The organism is Paragemmobacter straminiformis (genome assembly GCF_014243445.1).
GTDB lineage: Bacteria > Pseudomonadota > Alphaproteobacteria > Rhodobacterales > Rhodobacteraceae > Paragemmobacter > Paragemmobacter straminiformis.
The window spans coordinates 1,108,712-1,128,782 of the sequence record NZ_JACLQD010000001.1 but is presented as its reverse complement, the minus strand read 5'-3'; the positions used below and the strand labels follow the sequence as shown (position 1 = coordinate 1,128,782).

Sequence of the window (20,071 nt, the reverse complement as noted above, 5' to 3'; positions counted from 1 at the left end):
ATAGCCCGCATGGGCCTCTAGGCAAATATCATCGAGGAAAGCCGGCGACGCCCCTTCAGAACGATGGGATCGGTGGGCTTCAGCGCCTCGAAGATCGTCATCAGCTGGGTTTTGGCGGCGCTGTCGTTCCATTCGCGGTCAAGCCGGAACAGGTCGAGCAGCACGTCAACCGCCTCTTCCACCTTGCCAGCGGCGTGAAGCGCCAAGGCAAGGTCGAAACGGGCCTGACGGCTGTGCGGGTCTTTCTCAACCGCGGCGCGCAGGTCTTGCTCGGGACCGGCATTTGCCGCTTGTTTTGCCAGTTCGATCTGCGCGCGCACGGCGTCGATCTCCTTGGCCTTGGCAATCGCGGGCGGGGCGGCGGCAAGCATCGCCTCGGCTTGGTCAAGCTGGTCCAGCGCAAGGTGGCAGCGAACCAGTCCGGCAAAGGCCGATGCGTTCTCCGGCTCTTCGCCCAGAATGGCGGCAAAGGTTTCGGCGGCGTCCGTCACCGCACCCTCGGCAAGCATCTGTTCTGCGGCTTCGAGCGCCTCGGCCAGACCGCCGTCACCGGCAAGCGCCGCGACGCGGTCGATGAATTTCTTGACCTCCGATGCCGGCACGGCCCCTTGGAACCCGTCGACGGGCTGGCCCTGCCAAAAGGCATAGACGGTGGGGATCGACTGCACGCGCAGCTGGCCTGCGATCATCTGGTTCTGGTCGACGTCGACCTTTGCCATGCGGACCTTGCCGCCCGCAGCCTTGACCGCGGCTTCGAGCTGCGGGCCAAGCGTCTTGCACGGGCCACACCACGGCGCCCAGAAATCGACGATGACCGGCACCTCGCGACTGGCTTCGATGACATCGGCCATAAAGGTTGCTTCGGTCACATCCTTGACCAGATCACCCGCAACGGCGGGGGTATCGCCCATTCCAAACATGCTGTGCCCTCATCCGGAAAGCTTTGCCCCTATATGATCGCGGGGCGCGCAAAGTCCAAGGGGGCAAAGGCGCTTTACCTGCAGGCCGCCGCGCCCTAGCCTGCGGCCAAATGCACCGCGGGCGGGGAACCATCATGCCGATCCTATTCACCTTTGGCGACAGCAATACCCACGGCACGCCGCCCATCGTCGACCGGGGCGTCTATGCCCGTTTCGGGCGCGGCGTGCGCTGGCCCACCGTGACGCAGGCGGCGCTCGGGGCTGATTGGGAACTTGTGGAAGAAGGGCTTCCGGGCCGGACGGCGGCTTTTGTCGATCCCGTCATGGGCGATATCATGGACGGGCGCGAAGGGCTGAAAATGGCCCTTCAAAGCCACGGCCCCATCGATGTGATGACGCTGATGCTGGGCACCAACGACGTAAAGACCCGCTTCGCAGCAACGCCCGAAATCGTTGTGGCGGGCATCGCGGGGCTTTTGGACCTTGCCATGTCGATCGAGATGCAGGCGCGGCATGGCGGATTCAAGATCTTGCTGATCTGCCCCCCGCCAGTCGTCGAGGTCGGGCCGATCAAGACCGAATTCTGGGGCGGCGCCGCGCGGTCGCAGGCCTTGCCGCCGCTTTACGAGGATTTGGCGCGCTCGCGCGGGATCGGCTATCTGGATGCTGGAAAGGTGATTTCGGTAAGCATGGTCGACGGTGTGCATTACGACGAGGCGGCGCATGGCAAGCTTGGTCTTGCCGTGGCGCGGGCCGTACAGGAATTGCTGTAACCCTGCCTTGATTTCGCCGCGGTGGGTCGAAATGCTGCACTGCAACATGAAAGGGTCGCCATGCAGATCGAAACCACCGCGCTTGACGGAGTCCTGATCCTTACGCCGCAGCGCTTCGGCGATGCGCGTGGCTGGTTCTCCGAAACGTTCAACGCGCAGCGCATGGCCGCCGCAGGGGTTTCGACCGTTTTCGTGCAGGACAACCATTCCTTCTCGGCGGCAAAGGGCACCTTGCGCGGCCTGCACTACCAGAAGCCGCCGCATGCGCAGGACAAACTCGTGCGCTGCTCGCGCGGTGCGATACTTGATGTCGCAGTCGATGCCCGCATCGGCTCTGCAACCTATGGCAAGTGGGTCGCTGTCGAATTGACCGCCGCGAACGGACGGCAACTTCTGGTTCCCAAGGGGTTTCTGCATGGTTTCGTGACCACCGCACCCGAAACCGAGGTCCAGTACAAATGCAGCGACGTCTACGCCCCCGATTGTGACGGCGGCGTCAGGTGGGACAGCGTCGGAATCGATTGGGGCGTGACCGACCCGGTGCTGTCGGCCAAGGATCAAGTGGCCCCGGCCTTTGCCGACTGGCAATCGCCTTTTGTTTATGGTGCGGCATGAAAATACTGGTCACAGGTGGCGCGGGCTTCATCGGGTCTGCCGTGGTGCGGCTTGCCGTGGCGCGCGGGCATCAGGTGGTGAATCTGGATGCGCTGACCTATGCGGCCTGTCTCGACAACGTCGCATCGGTCGCAGACTCGCCCCTCTATTCCTTCGAGCATGCCGATATCCGCAACCGCGCGGCGCTTGATGCCGTCCTTGCCAGACACGAACCCGATGCGATCATGCATCTTGCCGCCGAAAGCCATGTCGACCGTTCCATCGACGGGCCGGGCGATTTCGTGGAAACCAACGTGACCGGCACCTTCAACCTGCTGGAAGCCGCGCGTGCCCATTGGGTTCGCAAGGGCAAACCCCAAGGGTTCCGCTTTCACCACATCTCGACCGACGAGGTGTTCGGAAGTCTGGGCGCGACGGGCAAATTCACCGAAGACACCCCCTATGCGCCCAACAGCCCCTATTCGGCGTCAAAGGCGGCAAGCGACCATCTGGTCAGGGCGTGGCATGAAACCTATGGCCTGCCCGTCGTCCTGACGAATTGCTCGAACAATTACGGCCCCTTCCACTTTCCCGAAAAGCTGGTGCCCGTGGTCATTCTGAACGCCTTGGCGGGCAAGCCCATTCCGGTCTACGGCAACGGGCAGAACGTGCGCGACTGGCTTTTCGTCGAGGATCACGCCGATGCCCTGCTGTGCGTGCTGGACAAGGGTGCCATCGGGCGCAGCTACAACATCGGCGGCGAGAACGAGGCCCGCAATATCGACCTGGTCCGTATCATCTGCGCGCTGCTCGACGAGATGCGCCCCGACGGCGCGCCCTATGACCGGTTGATCACTTTCGTCGCCGACCGTCCGGGCCATGACCTGCGCTATGCCATCGACCCGACACGGATCAGGACCGAACTCGGCTGGCGGCCATCGGTCACGGTCGAGGAAGGGCTGCGGCGCACGGTGCGCTGGTATCTCGACAACGAAACGTGGTGGCGCGCCTTGCAGAACCGTGCCGGAGTGGGCCAGCGTCTGGGGGTCAAGGCGTGAGGGTTCTGGTTTTCGGCAAGACAGGGCAGGTCGCGCAAGAACTGGCGCGGCGCCTTCCCGCAGGTGTCATGGCCGAGTTTCTGGGCCGCGACCGCGCCGACCTGTCTGACCCGGCAAGCTGCGCGGCGGCGGTTCGCGCGGCGCGGGCCGATGCCGTCATCAACGCCGCAGCATGGACGGCCGTGGACAAGGCCGAGTCCGAGGAAGCAGCCGCGCATGTCGTCAACGCCGAAGCACCCGCCGCGATGGCGCGTGAATGCGCCGCGCTCCGGGTGCCGTTTCTGCATATCTCGACCGATTACGTCTTTGACGGCGAAGGCACGGCGCCCTTCACCCCCGACCGGCCAACCGCACCCCGCAACGCCTATGGCCGCAGCAAGCGCGCGGGCGAGATTGCTATCATCGATAGCGGCGCGCGGGCGGTGGTCTTGCGGACAAGCTGGGTCTTTTCGGCGCATGGGGCCAATTTCGTGAAAACGATGCTGCGTCTCGGGGCCGAACGCCAAAGCCTGAACGTGGTGGCAGACCAGATCGGCGGGCCGACACCCGCCGCAGCCATCGCCGATGCGCTTTTCGTTGCCGCAGGGGCGCTTGCGGGCGGGGCGTCGGGCGGCATCTACCATTTCGCGGGCAGTCCCGATGTCAGCTGGGCAGATTTCGCGCGTGCCATCATGGACAGGGCCGGCCTGACCTGTGCTATCAATGATATCCCGACCGATGCCTATCCCACTCCGGCCAGGCGTCCTGCCAATTCCAGACTGGACTGCACCGCCTTGACCCGTGATTTCGGCGTGGTGCGGCCCGATTGGCGGATCGGTCTGGCAGATGTGGTGGCGGAACTGGGAGAGCATTGATGCAGCGCAAGGGGATCATTCTGGCGGGCGGATCCGGCACGCGGCTCTGGCCGATCACCATGGGCGTGTCAAAGCAGCTTTTGCCGCTCTACGACAAACCGATGATCTATTACCCGCTGTCCGTGCTGATGCTGGGTGGCATCCGCGAGATCGCCATCATCACCACGCCAGAGGATCAGGCCCAGTTCAAGCGCCTGATGGGCGATGGCTCGCAATGGGGCCTTTCCTTCACCTATATCGTCCAGCCCTCGCCCGACGGGCTGGCGCAGGCCTATCTGCTGGCCGAAGATTTTCTCGACGGAGCGCCAAGCGCGATGGTGCTGGGTGACAACATCTTTTTCGGTCACGGTCTGCCCGAAACGCTGGCACGCGCCGATGCGCAGCGCGATGGCGGCACGGTGTTCGGTTACCGCGTGGCCGATCCGGAACGCTACGGCGTCGTGGCTTTCGACAAGGATGGCCGCGTGCAGCACATCATCGAAAAACCCGCCGTGCCGCCGTCGAACTATGCGGTCACCGGGCTTTACTACCTCGACGGCCGCGCGCCCCGACTGGCCCGGGGCGTGAAGCCATCGGTTCGGGGCGAGCTGGAAATCGTCGATCTTCTGGAAATCTACCGCGAGGAAGGGTCCCTTCAGGTCGAGAAGATGGGCCGCGGTTTCGCTTGGCTTGACACCGGAACCCACGGCTCGCTGCTGGACGCCGGAAACTTCGTCCGCACCCTGACCGACCGTCAGGGCCTGCAAGTCGGCAGCCCTGACGAAATCGCCTATCGCGCGGGGTTCATTTCGGCAGCGCAATTGGCGGCGCGGGCCGAGGTGTTCCGCAAGAACGACTACGGGCGCTACCTCGCCTCGGTCCTTTCGGAATGACATATGCAGAATAGATGATGCGTTTTGCGCCACTTGGGTTACGCTTGCGCCAACGAACCTTTGGGAGGAGGGGAGTATGCGCAAAGTGATCGCCGTGGCCTGCGTCGTAAGCTGGTCGGGTTTCTGGGCCTTCGGTTATCTTGCCCTCTCGGCACGGATCGAAGACCCCCAGCAGATGGTAACCGCCGGGTTGCTGGCCTTCGCAGGCTTTCTGACAGGCATGTTCACCTATATGCGCCTGTCGCGCGACATGGTCTGACGGCTTCGCTTCGGTCCGACGGAACAAAGCGGGCGGGCCAAGGGTTTTGTCAGGAAATCTTTGGAGGTCTGCCCATGTTCCGCCCGATCAGCCTTGCCGCCTTTTTGCTCTGCACCGCAGTTCCCCTTTGGGCGCAGGATCGCGCCGTCATCGTCGGGAACGAGAATTATTCGGATGGTGCCGACATAACCGAGGCTGACGCCGCCTTGGGTGCCGTCGATGCGCTACAGGCTGCGGGGTTCGACGTCACCTCGGGTCAGGATATGCAAGCCCCCGAAATCCGTGGCCTTCTTTCGCCGCTCGTTCAGGCCGCGCCGGAAAACGGGCGTCTGGTCATCGTCCTGTCCGGCCACTTCGCACAGGCCGCGAGCAATACATGGTTTCTGGGGGTCGAAGCATCGGTGCCCGACCTTGCCACGGTCGACGGTGTCGGCATTTCCCTTGCGACGGTGCTTGAGGTGGCGTCCGAAGCTCCGGGCGGCGCGGTCGTCGTGCTGGGAACCGAGCCTCGCCGCTTGCCGCTTGGTCCCGGTCTCGACCCGGGGATCGGGTCGGTTCCCGTGCCGCAGGGGGTGACCCTGATCCGTGGCGATGCGGCGCGGGTTGCCGATTTCGTGGCGCGCGCGCTGCCGCTGCGGGGCCAATCTCTGGCCGTGATGCTCGACGCCAATCCCGACCTGACGGCAGACGGTTTTCTGTCCGGTCTGGTGCCCTTCCGTCCGGCGGACGCGGGCGCTGCGGCCGACCCCTTGCCCGGACCCGATGCCGAAGCGGTCTTCTGGGAAAGCACGGTCGAGCAGGGCACGCTTGGCGCCTATGAGGCCTATGCCAAACGCTACGCCAAAGGGCGCTATCTCGACGAGGCGCGGGCCGAGATCGCCCGCATCAAGGCAGAACCGCAACGCGAGGCGCGCGAGGCAGAGGCAGCACTTGCCCTGAACCGCGATGACCGCCGCGCGATACAGCGCGGTCTGTCACTTGTGGGATACGACCCGAAAGGGATCGACGGGGTTTTCGGCGCCGGGTCGCGCACCGCCATCGCCGCATGGCAGAAGAAAAACGGCTACGAGGCCACCTCTTACCTGACCCGCGACCAGATCGTGAAACTGACCGAACAGGCCGACGCACGTTCCGCCGCGCTCGAGGCCGAGGCCGCCGCGCGGCAAAAGGCGGTCGAGGCCGAAGACCGCGCCTATTGGCAGGAAACCGGTGCCGCAGGCGATGAAGCCGGCCTGCGCACCTATCTCAAACGCTATCCCGACGGGCTTTATGCCGACTTGGCCGAAGAGCGCCTGAAAGCATCCGAAGCCGACCGGATGGATCAGGCCGAAGCGGCCGACCGCGCGGCATGGGATTTGGCCTCGCGCGATCAGACCATCGCATCCTATCAGGACTATCTTGCAAGCTATCCCGACGGGGCATTCGCAGGCGAAGCCCAGGCGCGAATCGACGCTTTGACGTCGGAAGCGGAAAGCGGCGACCAGACGGCGCGACAGGAGGCGGTCGAAGCCGCCCTCGGGCTGGGGCCGGAAGCGCGGCGCGTCATCGAAACACGGCTCGACGCGCTGGGCCTGAAACCGGGCAAGGTCGATGGCCAGTTCGACGACCGCACCCGCCGTGCGATCCGCCGGTTTCAGGAAGCGCGGAACATGGATGCGACAGGATACCTCGACCAGACGACCACCGTTGCCCTTTTGGCAGGGGCGGTCCTGAGGTTGGGGAACTGACGATTTTTCTGCGAAAAATCAGGGGGGCTGTCAGCCCCCCTCGCCCCTGCGGGGCTCACCCCCCGAGGATATTTGTCCGAGTGCGAAATCACGCAGGCAAGGCCGCGCCGACCCGTGCAGGCCGCGTCACCTTGCGTTCGTAACGGGCAAAGCCGAGGTCGGCGCTTTCGATTTCTGTCGCACGGCCCGAGACGATGTCGGCAAGCACACGGCCCGACCCTGCCGCCATCGTCCAGCCGAGCGTGCCGTGGCCGGTGTTCAGGAACAGGTTCGAAACCGGCGAACGGCCCACGACGGGGGTGCCATCGGGTGTCATCGGGCGCAGTCCGGTCCAGAAGCTGGCGCGCGACTGGTCGCCCGCGCCGCCGAAAAGATCCTCGACCGAATGTTCCAGCGTGGCGCGGCGTTTCGGGTTGAGCGACAGGTCAAAGCCCGCGATTTCGGCCATGCCGCCCACGCGGATGCGGTCGCCCAGACGGGTAATGGCGATCTTGTGGGTCTCGTCCATGACGGTCGAAACCGGCGCGCGGCTTTCGTCGGTGATCGGAACGGTGATCGAGTAGCCCTTGACCGGATAGACCGGCAGCTTGATGCCAAAGGGAGCCACGAGGAAGGGCGAGTAGCTGCCCAGTGCCACGACGAAAGCATCTGCCGTGATCCGGCCCGTGCTGGTGCGGACAGCTTCGATACGCGAACCTGCGGCTTCCAGCCCGTCGATGGAGATGCCGTAGCGGAAGGTCACGCCGGCAGCGGCGGCCATGTCGGCAAGGCTGTTGGTGAATTTGAAGCAGTCGCCGGTTTCGTCGCCGGGCAGGCGCAGGCCGCCCGCGATCTTGTCGCGCGCTGCGGCAAGGCCGGGTTCGGCGGCGATGCAGGCGTCGCGGTCCAGCACTTCGAACGGCACGCCGTCGGCGCGCAGGACGTCGATGTCCTTTGCTGCCGCCTCGACCTGTTTTGCCGTGCGGAAGAGTTGCAGCGTGCCTTGGGTGCGTTCGTCATAGGAAATGCCGGTTTCGGACCGCAGTTCCATCAGGCAATCGCGCGAGTATTCGGCCAGGCGGACCATGCGGCGCTTGTTGGTCTGGTAGGCTTCGGTCGTGCAGTTGGCGAGCATCTTCGCCATCCAGCCCAGTTTCGCCAGATCGGGGCGCGGCTGGATGATCAGGGGCGCATGTTTCATGAACATCCACTTGATCGCCTTTTGCGGGATGCCCGGCGCGGCCCAGGGCGAGGAATAGCCGGGGCTGATCTCGCCCGCATTGGCGAAGGACGTCTCGAGCGAGGGGCCAGCCTGACGGTCGATCACCGTCACCTCGTGCCCCGCCTTGGCCAGATACCACGCCGAGGTCACGCCGATGACGCCAGAGCCGAGAACCACGATTTTCATGAGTGCCACTGCCTTGAAGAAGATTTCCCGCAAGATGCAGGCATTGCCGCGCAAGGTGCTGGCAAAGCTGCGCGCCGTTCTTCCCGTTCTTGGAAGAAAGCGCGAATAAAATAAGCAATTGTCGAAGATTATTCTGCCTTGTCCAGATATAGCGAAGAATGACCGCGACATGACGGGATTTTTCGCCGCTTCATTGCTTGATGACGGGCGATCACGAGGCAGGCACTTTTCCGCAACATCGCAATGCCACCCTGTGAAGCGGGCCGCGGCGTCGCTATACTTGTCCCATGACCCTGCGCACCGCCCTTTTGGCCCCGATTGCCGCGTTGATGCTGTCCCTTCCGGCCCATGCCGAGAAGATCGCGATCAACGATCTGAACCGCTATGTGAACGGTCTGACCACCGTCGAAGCGCCCTTTACGCAGGTCAACGCGGACGGGTCCATTTCGACAGGAAAGCTCTATATCAAGCGTCCCGGTCGCGTCCGGTTCGAGTATGATCCGCCCGACCGCAGCCTTGTGATGGCGGGCGGGGGGCAGGTGGCGATTTTCGACGCCAAGTCGAACCAGCCCCCCGAGCAATATCCGCTCAGCCGCACGCCCCTCAGCCTGATCCTTGCCGAAGGGGTCGATCTCGGGCGCGCAAGGATGGTTGTCGGGCACGTCGAACAAGACGCCACGACACGGCTTGCCGTGCAGGACCCGGACCATCCCGAATACGGCACCATCGAGCTGGTTTTCACGCCCGATCCCGTCGAATTGCGCCAATGGGTGATCACCGATGATCTGGGCAGCCAGACCACGGTCATTCTGGGCGAAATGAAAAAGGGCGGCGATTTGCCACCCTCTCTGTTCTCGATCGCGACGGAAGCCGACAAACGGAAGTGATCTAAAGCCTGCCGCAGGTTTCAAGCTGGCCGCGATACATCTCGGCGCGGCTGCCGACCTTGGCCGCCACGTCCATCAGCCAGGGCTTGCCCAGATAGCTTTGGTTGGCAAAGCCGTTGCGACCTTCGTGATAGGCAAGATACTGGCTTGCGGCATCCCATTTCGGGACGTTCAGCTTTTCGGATGTCTCGTTCATGTACCACCCCATGAAATCGGTCGCATCCTGAATACGGTCGCGCCGCGCGCCCATGCGGCCCGCATCGCGGCGGTAGTCGTCCCAGGTGCTGTCGATGGCCTGTGAATATCCATAGGCCGAAGACTGGCGCCCCATCGGGATCACACCCAAGGCAAAGCGGTGCGGCGTGCGGGCGTTTCCGATGAACTTCGATTCCTGATGGATCGTTGCCATCTGGACGTGGACGGGAATGCCCCAGCGCCGCTCGGTCGCCTTCATCGCACGGTAATAGGTCGGACGCTCGCGCAGCAGGGCGCATGCGTTGTCCAAATTTCTGGGCGCCGAATAGTTGCCGCCCCCGCAGGAGGCAAGAAGTAGCAACAGGATCGACGCGCGGAGAAGTCTGCTCATCTGCCCCTCGCGGTTTATTCTTTTGTGGCGAAGATAGGGGAAAACGCGGCCGGAGGAAATGCCCCAAAGGATTAACACAGATCACGATTGCCGCAGCCTGCGGCGCGCCATTGTGGCCGACTGTGGGGGCTGGCGTCACAGACTGTTTCCCGTATCGGCCAGCCTCTCGGATGGACAAGCCATGGCCTAAGGGATTATTTATCTCCTGTGGGGAGCACGATGCCATGTTTACGACGCATGCGAAATATCACCTTGGGCAGGTGGTCAAGCACAAGAAACATCCCTTCCGGGGTGTGGTGTTTGATGTCGACCCGCGCTTCAGCAACACCGAAGAATGGTATGACGCCATCCCCGAGGACAGCCGTCCCCGCAAGGACCAGCCGTTCTACCACCTGCTCGCCGAAAACGATCAAAGCTACTACGTGGCCTATGTGTCCGAGCAGAACCTGATCCCCGATGAAACCGGCGAACCGGTGGGCCATCCGGACCTTAGCGATCTGTTCGGTGATTTCGAGGACGGGCGCTATCCGCTCCAGTTCCAGATGAACTGAATCTTTACGTCTCGTCGCCTAGCCTGTGCCGCAGCACGGTGCAGGAGACAGGCGCGATGGAGCTTTCGATCATCCAAACCACGCAAGCACGGGTCGTCGCAACCACGGCCGCGCGGCTTGATGCTGCGGGCGTGCTGGCCTTCAAAGACCGGTTCCGCGCCGCTGTGGCCGATGCCGAAGGGCGTGTCATTCTTGACCTTGGGTCGGTAAATTTCCTTGATTCTTCGGGGCTTGGCGCAATTGTAGCGGTGCGGCGGCTTTTGCCCGAAGGCGTTGTTCTGGAATTGGCCGCACTGACCCCGCCGGTCGAGCGGGTGTTTCGCCTGACGCGCATGGACAGCGTTTTCACCATTCATCCCGTCGTTCCGATTGGTCCGGCAACGGCGCATTGAACCGTGCTTCTCGCACATGAAAAATTCCTTGCCGATCCCCTCGCGGTGCGGGCAGCTCTTGTGCGGATCGAGGGTGGCCCCCTTGCCGTGCTGGCTCCGGCGCAGCGGGAAACCGCGCTTCTGGTGATGGCCGAGGTGCTGAACAACGTCGCCGAACATGCCTATGGCGGCGGGCACGGGCCGGTCAGCGCAAGCCTGTGGCTCTGCCACGGCCAGTTGTGCGGCAGGGTTCTCGACAAGGGCGTCGTGCCCCCGGTCTTTACCCGCGGGAACCGCTACGATCCGGCCACCTTGCCCGAAGGCGGGTTCGGCCTTGGCCTGATTCGTGTGCTGACCGAAAGACTCGTCCAGCGCCGCCGTCTGGGCTGCAACGTTCTCGACTTCCGTCTTGCCGGACACAATGCGCAAGACACGGGTGATTCGTTTCTGATTCGTCACAATTGACGCAGAAAGGCCGGAATCCCCCCCTAAACTTGCCCGTAGCCGTGCCGATAACAGAGCAGTAGCTGCACTGAAAGCTTCACCCCGGCATCGCTGGCGACAGCCCCCACCTAGCTGGCGATGTCGGGGTTTCCATGGTCTTGCGCCCCACGCTTGGCAATCGGATCGGTGCCGCCTACCTTCCGCCCTAACCAAGGGAGGATGACATGCGCGATTTTCACAGGCCGGGTCGTTCAGCGACATTTGCGGCCAATGGCATGTGCGCGACATCGCATCCGCTCGCGGCATCCGTCGCGGTCGATGTGTTGAAGGCGGGCGGCAATGCCGTCGACGCCGCGATTGCCGGTGCCGTCCTTCTGGGAATTTGCGAACCGCAAATGACCGGTATCGGCGGCGACTGCTTCGTTCTGCTGAAACCGGCCGGTTCCGAAAAGATCGTCGCGCTGAACGGTTCCGGCCGCGCCCCGCGTGATTATTCAGCCGCGGAAATGCGGTCGCGCGGTCTTGCCACCGTGCCCATCCAGGGGATCGAGGCTGTGACCTTGCCCGGCGCGGTGAACGCCTTTTGCAAGCTGTCGGAAGATTGGGGAAAGCTCGGGCTTGATGCCGTGCTGGCCCCTGCCATCCGCTATGCGGACGAAGGCGTTCCCGTGGCCCCCCGCGTGGCCTTCGACTGGGCCGTTGACGCAGAAGCCCTCAGGGGCGCCGCGCGGCGCTTCTATCTGGTCGACGGACAGGTTCCCAAAGCCGGCCAGATGTTCCGCGCCCCCGGACAGGCCGAGGTTCTGCGCCGCGTGGCCCGCGAAGGGCGCAAAGGCTTTTACGAGGGCGAAGTGGCCGAGGATATGGTCGCCTCGTTACGCGCTCTGGGCGGGACGCATACGCTCGAGGATTTCGCCGGCGTGACCTGCGACTACGCCGAGCCGGTCTCGGGCGAATACAAGGGTGTGGAGCTGGTCGAGCATCCGCCGAACGGGCAGGGCGCGACGGCGATCCTGCTGGCCAATATCCTGAAGCATTTCGACATCGCCGCGATGGACCCTTGGGGCGCCGCGCGTGCGCATATCGAGGCTGAGGCGGCAAAGCTGGCATACGATGCCCGCAACCGTTTTCTGGCCGATGCCGACCATGTCACGCGGCTGGGGCAAATGCTTTCCCCCGAGACGGCAGCAAAACTCGCCGCGCTGATCGACCCCGCGCGTGCGATGGCCGCCCCGGCCCCCCTGTCCGAGGCGGTGCATAAAGACACGGTCTACATCACCGTGGTCGACCGTGACCGTATGGCGGTCAGCCTGATCTACTCTGTGTTCTGGGGGTTTGGCGCAGGCCTCGCCTCGGACAAGTTCGGCATCAACTTCCAGAATCGCGGCGCCGGTTTCTCGCTGGTCGAAGGCCACGCGAACGAGGCGGCAGGCGGCAAGCGACCCATGCACACGATCATTCCGGGCATGTTGCGGCAAGCTGGTCGCGTGACCATGCCCTTTGGCGTCATGGGCGGCGCCTATCAGCCCAACGGCCATATCCGCTTCCTGTCGAACCTCGTCGATTTCGGAATGGACATTCAGGCCGCGATGGACGCGCCGCGCAGTTTCGGCGCGCTTGACGGGATGAAGGTGGAACGCGGCTATGCGCCCGAGGTGCGCGCCCGTTTGGCGGAAATGGGCCATGACGTATCGGTTCCCGACGAGCCGATCGGCGGGTCGCAAGCCATTTTCATTGGCGAGGACGGGGTTCTGGTCGGCGGATCGGACCCGAGAAAAGACGGGTGCGCCCTTGGCTATTGATTACGATGATATCACAGCGGCAATCCGCGCCCTGTGTCATGGCGAAACGGATGCGGTCGCGCTGATGGCCACGGTGGTCTGTGAAATCCACAACCGGCATCCCTATTCCAACTGGACGGGCTTTTACCGCGTCGTGGGGCCAGAGTTGTTGAAAATCGGGCCCTATCAGGGCGGGCATGGCTGTCTGGTCATTCCCTTCAGCCGCGGGGTCTGTGGTGCCGCGGCACGGTCGGGCAAGGTGCTGAACGTGCCGGATGTCGATGCTTTCCCCGACCACATCGCCTGTTCCTCGACCACGCGGTCGGAACTGGTGGTGCCGGTCTGGAACGGCGCGGGGGCGCTGCTTGGGGTGCTTGATCTGGACAGCAACACGCCCGCCGCCTTCACCCGTGCGGACGAAGATTGGATCGTGCCCCTGCTGGCCGAAGTGTTCAGGGACGCCGCCTGATGCGCGGCTCTTGTCTTTGCGGTGCGGTGGTGTTCGAAGCCGACACACCCCTGCGCCCCGTCATCGCCTGCCATTGCACGCAGTGCCGCAAGACGAGCGGGCATTTCTGGGCCGCCACATCGGTTCCCACAGCCGCGCTGCGGATGGTGCGCGATGACGGTCTGGCGTGGTTCCGGTCCAGCGACAGTGCAAGGCGCGGTTTTTGCAGAACCTGCGGGTCAAGCCTGTTCTGGGAACCGGTCGGCGGCGATACCACCTCGATCGGCGCAGGCACGATCGACGGAGAAACCGGCGTTTCGGTCGAGTGTCACTGGTATGTGGCCGACAAGGGCGATTATTACGAATTGAACGACGGTCTGCCGCAGTTCGACCGCGAATCCTGATGGGAGAGATGAAGATGGCCGAGATCACGCTGCTCGACGGTGGCATGGGGCAGGAACTGGTGGCGCGTTCGGGTGACGAGCCGACACCCCTTTGGGCCACGCGGGTCATGCTTGACCATCCGCATCTGGTCCGCGCGATCCATGACGACTACTTCGCCGCAGGGGCGACGGTGGCGACGACCAACACCTATGCCATCCACCACGACCGGCTCGAGCCGTTCAACCTCGACCACCTGTTCGCAGACCTGCACGCGCGCGCGCTGGCCGAGGCGCGGGCTGCGCGGGATGCGCATGGGTCGGGCCGGATCGCGGGGTCGATGGGGCCGCTCGTGGCAACCTATCGCACCGATGTCACCCTTCCTCTGGCCGAGGCAGAGCCGAAATACGCCGAAATCGCCCGCATCCTTGGCCCGCAGGTCGATGTCATCCTGCTCGAGACGATGGCCAGCGTGATGCAGGCCGAAGGCGCGCTGCGCGGGGCGCAGGCGGCGGGCAAGCCCGTGTGGCTGTCGGTGACGGTCGATGACCGCGACGGCACGAAACTGCGCTCGGGCGAGGCGCTGGCCGATCTGAAGCGGCTGGTCGATACCTACCATCCGGCGGCAGTGCTGGTGAATTGTTCGGTGCCCGAAGCGATGGCGGCGGCGATGGCGGTGGTCAAGGGGTTCGGACTTCCCTTCGGCGCCTATGCCAACGGGTTCACCCACATCTCGGACGGCTTCCTCGAAGACCAGCCCACCGTAGCCGCCCTGACGCATCGCCACGACCTGACGCCCGAGAAATACGTGGGCTTCGCGATGGGCTGGGTGGCGCAGGGGGCCACAATCGTCGGCGGTTGCTGCGATGTCGGTCCCGCCCATATCAGCGCGCTTGCGGCAGCGTTGCGGGCGGCGGGGCATCGGGTCGTGTGAGCCTGCTTCCCGATTTCAGCTACAGCCCGCCCCCGGGCGACCCCGTGATCCTTTTCGAGGATGCGCGGATCATCGTGGTGGACAAGCCGTCGGGCCTGCTGTCGGTTCCGGGCAAGCTGGAGGGACGCGAAGATTGCCTCATGACGCGGCTCGAACTGTTCCGCCCCGGCGCGCTTCTGGTGCATCGGCTTGATTGCGACACCTCGGGCGTGATGATCTTCGCGCGGGACAAGGCGGCGCAGGGCTTTCTGGGGCAGGAATTCGAAAAGCGGCGGGCGCGGAAAAGCTACATCGCCCGTGTGGCAGGGCTGATGGCCGAAGATCGCGGCACGGTCGACCTGCCGCTTTGCGCCGACTGGGAATATCGCCCGCGCCAAAAGGTAGACCATGAACGCGGGCGTCCGGCGGTGACGGATTGGGAAGTCGTCAGCCGCAGCAACGGCGAGACCCGGGTGCGGATGTTTCCCCACACCGGCCGCAGCCACCAGTTGCGGGTGCATATGCGCGAACTGGGCCATGCGATCCTTGGCGATCCGATCTACGCAGAGGGATCGGCGCGGGATTACCCCCGTCTGATGCTGCATGCCGAGACATTGGCGCTGCACCATCCCGAAACGAAGGCATGGGTCGAGTTTTCGGCCGCCTGTCCATTCTGACCGAAGATCCCCTTTCCCGCGACAAGGAAGCGGCAGAACGGCGCCTTGGCGGCCGATGTGCCGTGCCTGGCTGCGGTTGCAAGATGAGTATTTGGGCAAGGATGAAAGCGCAGGGCGGAACTTGACCATTCCGTGTCGCGGCTGAAGGCGGATGCAGGCGGAACGGCGCGCTAGGCTGGTCTTGCAACGCAGGAAAACGCCCATGAACCACCGCCATCTTCTCTCGCCCATCGAATTGCGCGGCCAGACATTGCGCAACCGGATCGTCTTTGGCGCCCATACCAACAACATGGCCGAGAACGGCCTGCCGGGGCAGAGGACGGCGGGATATCTGCTCGAGCGGGCGCTGGGCGGGGCGGCGATGATCGTCTGCGAGCCGATGCCGGTACACCGGACCGGCGTTCTGACGCGGGGCAATTTCCGGCATGGCACGGATGAGGTGATCCCCCATTTTCGCAAGGTGACGGAACCTGTGAAAGAGGCGGGGGCCGTGATCCTGCAACAGCTTTACCACATCGGCGCGCATGGCGATTCCGATCTGAGTTTCCAGCCGCACTGGTCACCCTCGGGCGAGCCGAGCTATCACGACTCGGACGGGTCGCATAAGTTGACCGAAGCCGAGATCTGGGAGTTGATCGACGCCCATGTCGCCGCCGCCGTGCGGTGCCAGAAGGCGGGGTTTCAGGGGGTCGAGGTCTGGGCGGCCTATCACTCGCTTCTCGACCAGTTCTGGACACCCTGGTCCAACAAGCGCGACGATCAATGGGGTGGTTCACTCGAAAACCGCACGCGGTTCTCGCGCACCATCATCGAACGCATCCGCCGCGCCTGTGGCGAGGATTTCATCATCGGCTTGGCGGTCAGCACCTCGGATGCGACTGCCGTGACGCTGTCGGTGGAAAGCCTTCTCGAATGCGTGGCGTTGCACGATGCCACGGGACATGTCGATTATGTCACCTGCGGGCATGGCGGCTATCTCGACTTTGAACGGCTGATGCCGACCTTCCTGTTCGGCGAAAAACTCACCGCCCCCGTGACCGAGCAGATCAAGGGCGTCGTGACGCATGCCAAGGTGACGTCGGAAGCCCATGTCCGCACGCCCGAGAATGCCGAAAGCGTCATCGCTTCGGGTCAGGCCGATATGGTTTCCATCGTGCGGGGGCAAATCGCCGACCCGCACCTTGCGCGCAAGACGGCCGAGGGGCGGGCCGAGGACGTGCGGGGCTGCATTTCCTGCAACCAGATGTGCTGGGGGCGAAGATCGCGCGACTACTGGATTTCCTGCCTGATCAACCCGAGCGCGGGGCGCGAATGGGAATGGGGCGGGGACCGTTTCACCCCTGCGGCTGTGAAGAAATCGGTGCTGGTCGTCGGGGGTGGCCCTGCGGGACTAGAGGCGGCGCGGGTCGCGGCCGAGCGCGGACATCGGGTCGAACTGGTCGAGGCAGCGCCGCAACTGGGCGGGCAGTTCCGGCTGGCAGGCATGCAGCCGCGGCGCGGGCAGATCATGGACCTGATCGGCTGGTATGAACGCCAACTCGAAAAGCTGGGCGTGACGGTGCGATTGAACACCTATCTCGACGAGACCGAGGTCGCTTCACACGATGCGGACGAGGTGGTGATCGCCACAGGCTCGCTGCCCGATGGCACGGGACGGCAGCGGTGGATGCCCGAGGCCGCGACCCTTCCGGGAATCGAAGCCGGCGGCGTCTGGTCGCCGGAAGAGGTGCTGCGGCGCGAGGCGCGGCTTGGCGGCACCGTGGTCGTCTATGACGAGGGCGGCAACTGGCGCGGCGTTGGAACGGCATGGGCCTTGGCCGAACAGGGCAAGAAGGTGATCGTGGTCACCCCCGACCCGTTCGTCGGCAAGGAAATTGCCCGCACCTCGGCCGATGGTCCGGCGCGCAAGCGTCTGGCGCAGGCCGGCGCCGTGATGCTGACCGAACATGTCATCACCCGCTGGCACGGCAACGGCGTATCGGTGCGGTCCATGCTGGATGGAAGCGAGCAGACACTTGCGGCTTCGGCCCTTGTGATGGCAACGACGAACATCGCCTTTGACCCGTTTCCCGAAGCCATCGCGGGCAAGCTGCTGCACCGGATCGGCGATTGCGCCGCCCCGAGGCAGGCACCCTATGCCTTTCACGATGGGCGCAAGACTGGCCTCGCGATCTGACGCGTCGTCAGTCGCCGGGCCACATTGGCGAATGTCTTGCGTCGCCGTTCGGCAATCACCCTGCCGCGACGAACCCCGCCTCTTGCATCAAGCGGTCCGATGCGGGTTCGATCACGGCTTCGATTTCGGCCATGAATTCTGAAATCGATCTGCCCGGCGCGATGGCGGGAAGGAATTCGACAACGGCCAATCCGGGCTTGCGCAAGATGCCGTGGCGCGGCCAGAACACGCCGACATTCGTCGCCGCCGGAACGCAGGGACGGTTCATCTGGGCATAGATGATCCCCGTGCCGACCTTGTAGGGCAGCGTCGCTCCGGGTGCGACGCGCGTGCCTTGCGGATAGATGATCAACTGGCCGGGTATCTTGGCGCCCTCTGCCACCGCGCGCTTCATTTCGGCGATGGCGCGGCCCTTCTTGCCGCGATCCACCGGAATGCAGCCGATGCGCAGCGCATACCAGCCCAGCAGGGGGGCCCATTTCAGCTCTTTCTTCATGATGAACTTCGGGCGCGGAACCGCCGAGCAGATCAGGATGATGTCAAAGAAACTCTGGTGCTTCGACGCGATCAACACCTCGCCCTGCGGCACCTCGCCCCTGATTTCCGACCGCAGGCCGACAAGGATGCGGGCAGTGAAACGCACCCAGCGGCAATAGGCATGAACGCCCGCCCATGCCCCGCTGCGCGAGACAAGGGCCGGGACCAGATAGACCACCGCAAGAACCAGCATCGCCAGATACATCTGCGCGATGAAAAGCAACGACAAAAGCCAGCGGACAGGATTGGTCATTGCACCTCTCGCAATTTGCGGAACGCGGCGGCGCGTGTTGCGATCAGCGCGACCGCCCCTGCTATGGGCGGAAGAAGCAGCGGCAACAGCCAGCCCGTCCCCTGAAAGCCAAGCCCCGTCAGGAAACCGCCCGCCTCGTCGACCGGCGGCAGAAGGAACACGCCCACAAGCCCCAGCGCGGCCCCTATGGCCGATCCGGCCACCGCGCGCAGGGTGAACCTGCGGACGAAAGCGGCAGCGATGTAATCGTCCTGCGCCCCGACAAGACGCAACACGCGTATCACCTGTGCATTGGCCGCAAGCGCGGCATTGGCCGCAAGCGTGATCATCGCGGCCATCGTCGCACCGATCAGCACGATCGACAGCCCCCCCAACAGATTGAGCCGCGCGGCAGCCGTGGCAAGCGGGCGGCGCCAGCGTGTATGGTCGTCAAGCACGGCCCCCGGAGCTTCGGCCAACAGGCGCTGGCGCAGGCCTTCGCTGTCATAGCCCTCGCCGGTTTCCGTCACCTCGATAAGCCGCGGAAGCGGCAATGCCTCGACCGGCAAATCCGGGCCGAACCACGGCGCCAGAAGCGCCTTTTGCTCGTCATTCGTCAGGGCGCGCGAACTGGCGATGCCCGGGGTGCCCGACAACACGGCAAGCACGGCGTCGGTTTGCTGCTGCATCTGGTCTGCCGGGGCCGAAATGCGTATCGTCGCGGTGTTTGCCAAAGCCTCCGACCACCGCGCAGCCAGCCGGCCCGATGCAAGCGAAAGCGCCAGCGCAAAGACCGCAAGGAAGGTCATCGCTGCGGCGGTGAACGTGGTCAGCCATGCGGTATGGCCCGTGGGTGGCACCACGCGGTCCGCCGCCCGGTCCGAGAAGAGCAGGGCCTGAAAGGACGCAATCACAGATCGGCCCCCGCAAGCTGGATACGGCGGTTGCGGATGCGCAGCACACGGGCGGCCACCTGCGCCTTGGCCTGGCGGATCAGGTTCAGGTCATGGGTGGCCACCAGAATCGTCTTACCCATCCGGTTCAACTCGGCCAGAAGTGTCAGAAGTCGCAGCGACATTTCCCAATCGAGGTTACCCGTCGGCTCGTCGGCAAGTATCACGTCGGGCCCCATGATGATGGCCCGCGCCAGTGCCGCCCTTTGCCTCTCGCCGCCCGACAGCGAAGGCGGCAGCGCATCGGCCAGCTTGCCCAGACCGACCCATTGCAAAAGGTCGGTCAGATCGCGCGGATTTCCTTGCTTGCCCGAAACGGTCAGCGGCAGGGACACATTCGCCGCAAGCGGCAGATGGTCGAGGAACTGCACATCCTGATGCACCACACCGATCCGGCGGCGCGTCAGCGCGACATCGTTGCGACCAAGGCTGCGCACGTCCTTGTCGAAGATCGTGACATGTCCTGCGGTCGGCAAAAGCTCGGCATAGGCAAGCTTCAGCAGGGTCGATTTGCCCGCACCCGAAGGGCCGGTCAGAAAGTGGAACGATCCCGGCGCAAGGCGCAGGCTGACCTCGGACAAAAGCTCGCCCCCTCCGTAGTTGTAGGCGACATTGTCAAACGCGATCACGGATGCCTCTTCTGCCCTTGCTTGCGGGCGCAGCATTGCCCAAGGTGGTGTCGGTTGCAAT

23 protein-coding genes are annotated in these 20,071 nt (G+C 64.2%); 17 read left to right on the top strand and 6 right to left on the bottom strand.

The genetic code is table 11. The annotated features are described in order from the left end of the window. Window positions 1-17: 17 nt before the first annotated feature. Entirely contained in the window at window positions 18-920 is a 903-nt protein-coding gene (locus tag H7F16_RS05360; protein WP_185796489.1) for a thioredoxin family protein, read from the bottom strand. A gap of 134 nt (window positions 921-1,054) precedes the next feature. On the opposite strand from H7F16_RS05360, the gene H7F16_RS05355 reads away from it, so the two are divergent. From H7F16_RS05355 to H7F16_RS05325, 7 genes are all read left to right on the top strand, one after another. After that, on the top strand, window positions 1,055-1,693 hold the full coding sequence (locus H7F16_RS05355) for an SGNH/GDSL hydrolase family protein (RefSeq protein ID WP_185796488.1): 639 nt from the start codon (window positions 1,055-1,057) through the stop codon (window positions 1,691-1,693). 60 nt (window positions 1,694-1,753) lie between these two features. After that, window positions 1,754-2,308: a dTDP-4-dehydrorhamnose 3,5-epimerase gene (gene rfbC, locus H7F16_RS05350; RefSeq protein WP_185796487.1), complete on the top strand. Its 555-nt coding sequence runs from the start codon at window positions 1,754-1,756 to the stop codon at window positions 2,306-2,308. Then, entirely contained in the window at window positions 2,305-3,345 is a 1,041-nt protein-coding gene (rfbB, locus tag H7F16_RS05345) for a dTDP-glucose 4,6-dehydratase (protein WP_185796486.1), read from the top strand. The genes rfbC and rfbB overlap by 4 nt, the downstream gene beginning before the upstream one ends. Continuing rightward, window positions 3,342-4,199: a dTDP-4-dehydrorhamnose reductase gene (gene rfbD / locus H7F16_RS05340; RefSeq protein ID WP_185796485.1), complete on the top strand. Its 858-nt coding sequence runs from the start codon at window positions 3,342-3,344 to the stop codon at window positions 4,197-4,199. Before rfbB ends, rfbD begins: the two co-directional genes overlap by 4 nt. Beyond that, on the top strand, window positions 4,199-5,071 hold the full coding sequence (rfbA, locus tag H7F16_RS05335) for a glucose-1-phosphate thymidylyltransferase RfbA (RefSeq protein WP_185796484.1): 873 nt from the start codon (window positions 4,199-4,201) through the stop codon (window positions 5,069-5,071). Before rfbD ends, rfbA begins: the two co-directional genes overlap by 1 nt. Before the next feature lie 76 nt (window positions 5,072-5,147). After that, window positions 5,148-5,330, top strand: coding sequence for a hypothetical protein (locus tag H7F16_RS05330; protein ID WP_185796483.1), 183 nt, complete (start codon window positions 5,148-5,150; stop codon window positions 5,328-5,330). A gap of 74 nt (window positions 5,331-5,404) precedes the next feature. Beyond that, complete coding sequence (locus H7F16_RS05325) at window positions 5,405-7,057, top strand: peptidoglycan-binding protein (RefSeq protein ID WP_185796482.1); 1,653 nt, start codon at window positions 5,405-5,407, stop codon at window positions 7,055-7,057. A gap of 88 nt (window positions 7,058-7,145) precedes the next feature. Here H7F16_RS05325 and H7F16_RS05320 read toward each other — a convergent pair whose 3' ends face one another. After that, window positions 7,146-8,444 (bottom strand): D-amino acid dehydrogenase, encoded by a 1,299-nt coding sequence (locus H7F16_RS05320; RefSeq protein ID WP_185796481.1) that lies wholly within the window; start codon window positions 8,442-8,444, stop codon window positions 7,146-7,148. Window positions 8,445-8,731: 287 nt separating this feature from the next. Between H7F16_RS05320 and H7F16_RS05315 the strand changes: the two genes are divergently transcribed. Beyond that, window positions 8,732-9,331: a LolA family protein gene (locus H7F16_RS05315; RefSeq protein ID WP_185796480.1), complete on the top strand. Its 600-nt coding sequence runs from the start codon at window positions 8,732-8,734 to the stop codon at window positions 9,329-9,331. Between the two features lies 1 nt (window position 9,332). On the opposite strand, the gene H7F16_RS05310 is transcribed toward H7F16_RS05315, so the two are convergent. After that, complete coding sequence (locus H7F16_RS05310; protein WP_185796479.1) at window positions 9,333-9,917, bottom strand: transglycosylase SLT domain-containing protein; 585 nt, start codon at window positions 9,915-9,917, stop codon at window positions 9,333-9,335. Window positions 9,918-10,141: 224 nt separating this feature from the next. On the opposite strand from H7F16_RS05310, the gene hspQ reads away from it, so the two are divergent. From hspQ to H7F16_RS05265, 9 genes are all read left to right on the top strand, one after another. Then, window positions 10,142-10,468 (top strand): heat shock protein HspQ, encoded by a 327-nt coding sequence (gene hspQ, locus H7F16_RS05305; RefSeq protein WP_185796478.1) that lies wholly within the window; start codon window positions 10,142-10,144, stop codon window positions 10,466-10,468. Window positions 10,469-10,524: 56 nt separating this feature from the next. Continuing rightward, window positions 10,525-10,860 carry an STAS domain-containing protein gene (locus tag H7F16_RS05300; protein ID WP_185796477.1) on the top strand — a complete coding sequence of 112 codons (336 nt, stop codon included), beginning with the start codon at window positions 10,525-10,527 and terminating at the stop codon, window positions 10,858-10,860. A 3-nt stretch (window positions 10,861-10,863) separates the two neighbouring features. Beyond that, window positions 10,864-11,304: an ATP-binding protein gene (locus tag H7F16_RS05295; protein ID WP_185796476.1), complete on the top strand. Its 441-nt coding sequence runs from the start codon at window positions 10,864-10,866 to the stop codon at window positions 11,302-11,304. A gap of 203 nt (window positions 11,305-11,507) precedes the next feature. After that, a complete protein-coding gene (locus H7F16_RS05290; protein ID WP_185796475.1) occupies window positions 11,508-13,085 on the top strand; it encodes a gamma-glutamyltransferase family protein in 1,578 nt (525 codons plus the stop codon). Next, window positions 13,081-13,533 (top strand): GAF domain-containing protein, encoded by a 453-nt coding sequence (locus H7F16_RS05285; RefSeq protein WP_185796653.1) that lies wholly within the window; start codon window positions 13,081-13,083, stop codon window positions 13,531-13,533. Before H7F16_RS05290 ends, H7F16_RS05285 begins: the two co-directional genes overlap by 5 nt. Next, window positions 13,533-13,916: a GFA family protein gene (locus H7F16_RS05280; RefSeq protein WP_185796474.1), complete on the top strand. Its 384-nt coding sequence runs from the start codon at window positions 13,533-13,535 to the stop codon at window positions 13,914-13,916. Before H7F16_RS05285 ends, H7F16_RS05280 begins: the two co-directional genes overlap by 1 nt. 14 nt (window positions 13,917-13,930) lie before the next feature. Further along, entirely contained in the window at window positions 13,931-14,827 is an 897-nt protein-coding gene (locus H7F16_RS05275; RefSeq protein WP_185796652.1) for a homocysteine S-methyltransferase family protein, read from the top strand. Next, window positions 14,824-15,483 carry an RluA family pseudouridine synthase gene (locus tag H7F16_RS05270; RefSeq protein ID WP_338401962.1) on the top strand — a complete coding sequence of 220 codons (660 nt, stop codon included), beginning with the start codon at window positions 14,824-14,826 and terminating at the stop codon, window positions 15,481-15,483. The genes H7F16_RS05275 and H7F16_RS05270 overlap by 4 nt, the downstream gene beginning before the upstream one ends. Before the next feature lie 202 nt (window positions 15,484-15,685). Next, window positions 15,686-17,659 (top strand): oxidoreductase, encoded by a 1,974-nt coding sequence (locus H7F16_RS05265; RefSeq protein ID WP_185796473.1) that lies wholly within the window; start codon window positions 15,686-15,688, stop codon window positions 17,657-17,659. Window positions 17,660-17,714: 55 nt separating this feature from the next. Here H7F16_RS05265 and H7F16_RS05260 read toward each other — a convergent pair whose 3' ends face one another. The 3 genes from H7F16_RS05260 to H7F16_RS05250 are packed head-to-tail and all read right to left on the bottom strand — an operon-like array spanning window position 17,715 to window position 20,010. Further along, entirely contained in the window at window positions 17,715-18,449 is a 735-nt protein-coding gene (locus tag H7F16_RS05260) for a lysophospholipid acyltransferase family protein (RefSeq protein ID WP_185796472.1), read from the bottom strand. After that, complete coding sequence (locus tag H7F16_RS05255; RefSeq protein WP_185796471.1) at window positions 18,446-19,342, bottom strand: cell division FtsX domain-containing protein; 897 nt, start codon at window positions 19,340-19,342, stop codon at window positions 18,446-18,448. The genes H7F16_RS05260 and H7F16_RS05255 overlap by 4 nt, the downstream gene beginning before the upstream one ends. Beyond that, entirely contained in the window at window positions 19,339-20,010 is a 672-nt protein-coding gene (locus tag H7F16_RS05250; protein ID WP_185796470.1) for an ATP-binding cassette domain-containing protein, read from the bottom strand. Before H7F16_RS05250 ends, H7F16_RS05255 begins: the two co-directional genes overlap by 4 nt. Between the last annotated feature and the right edge of the window lie 61 nt (window positions 20,011-20,071).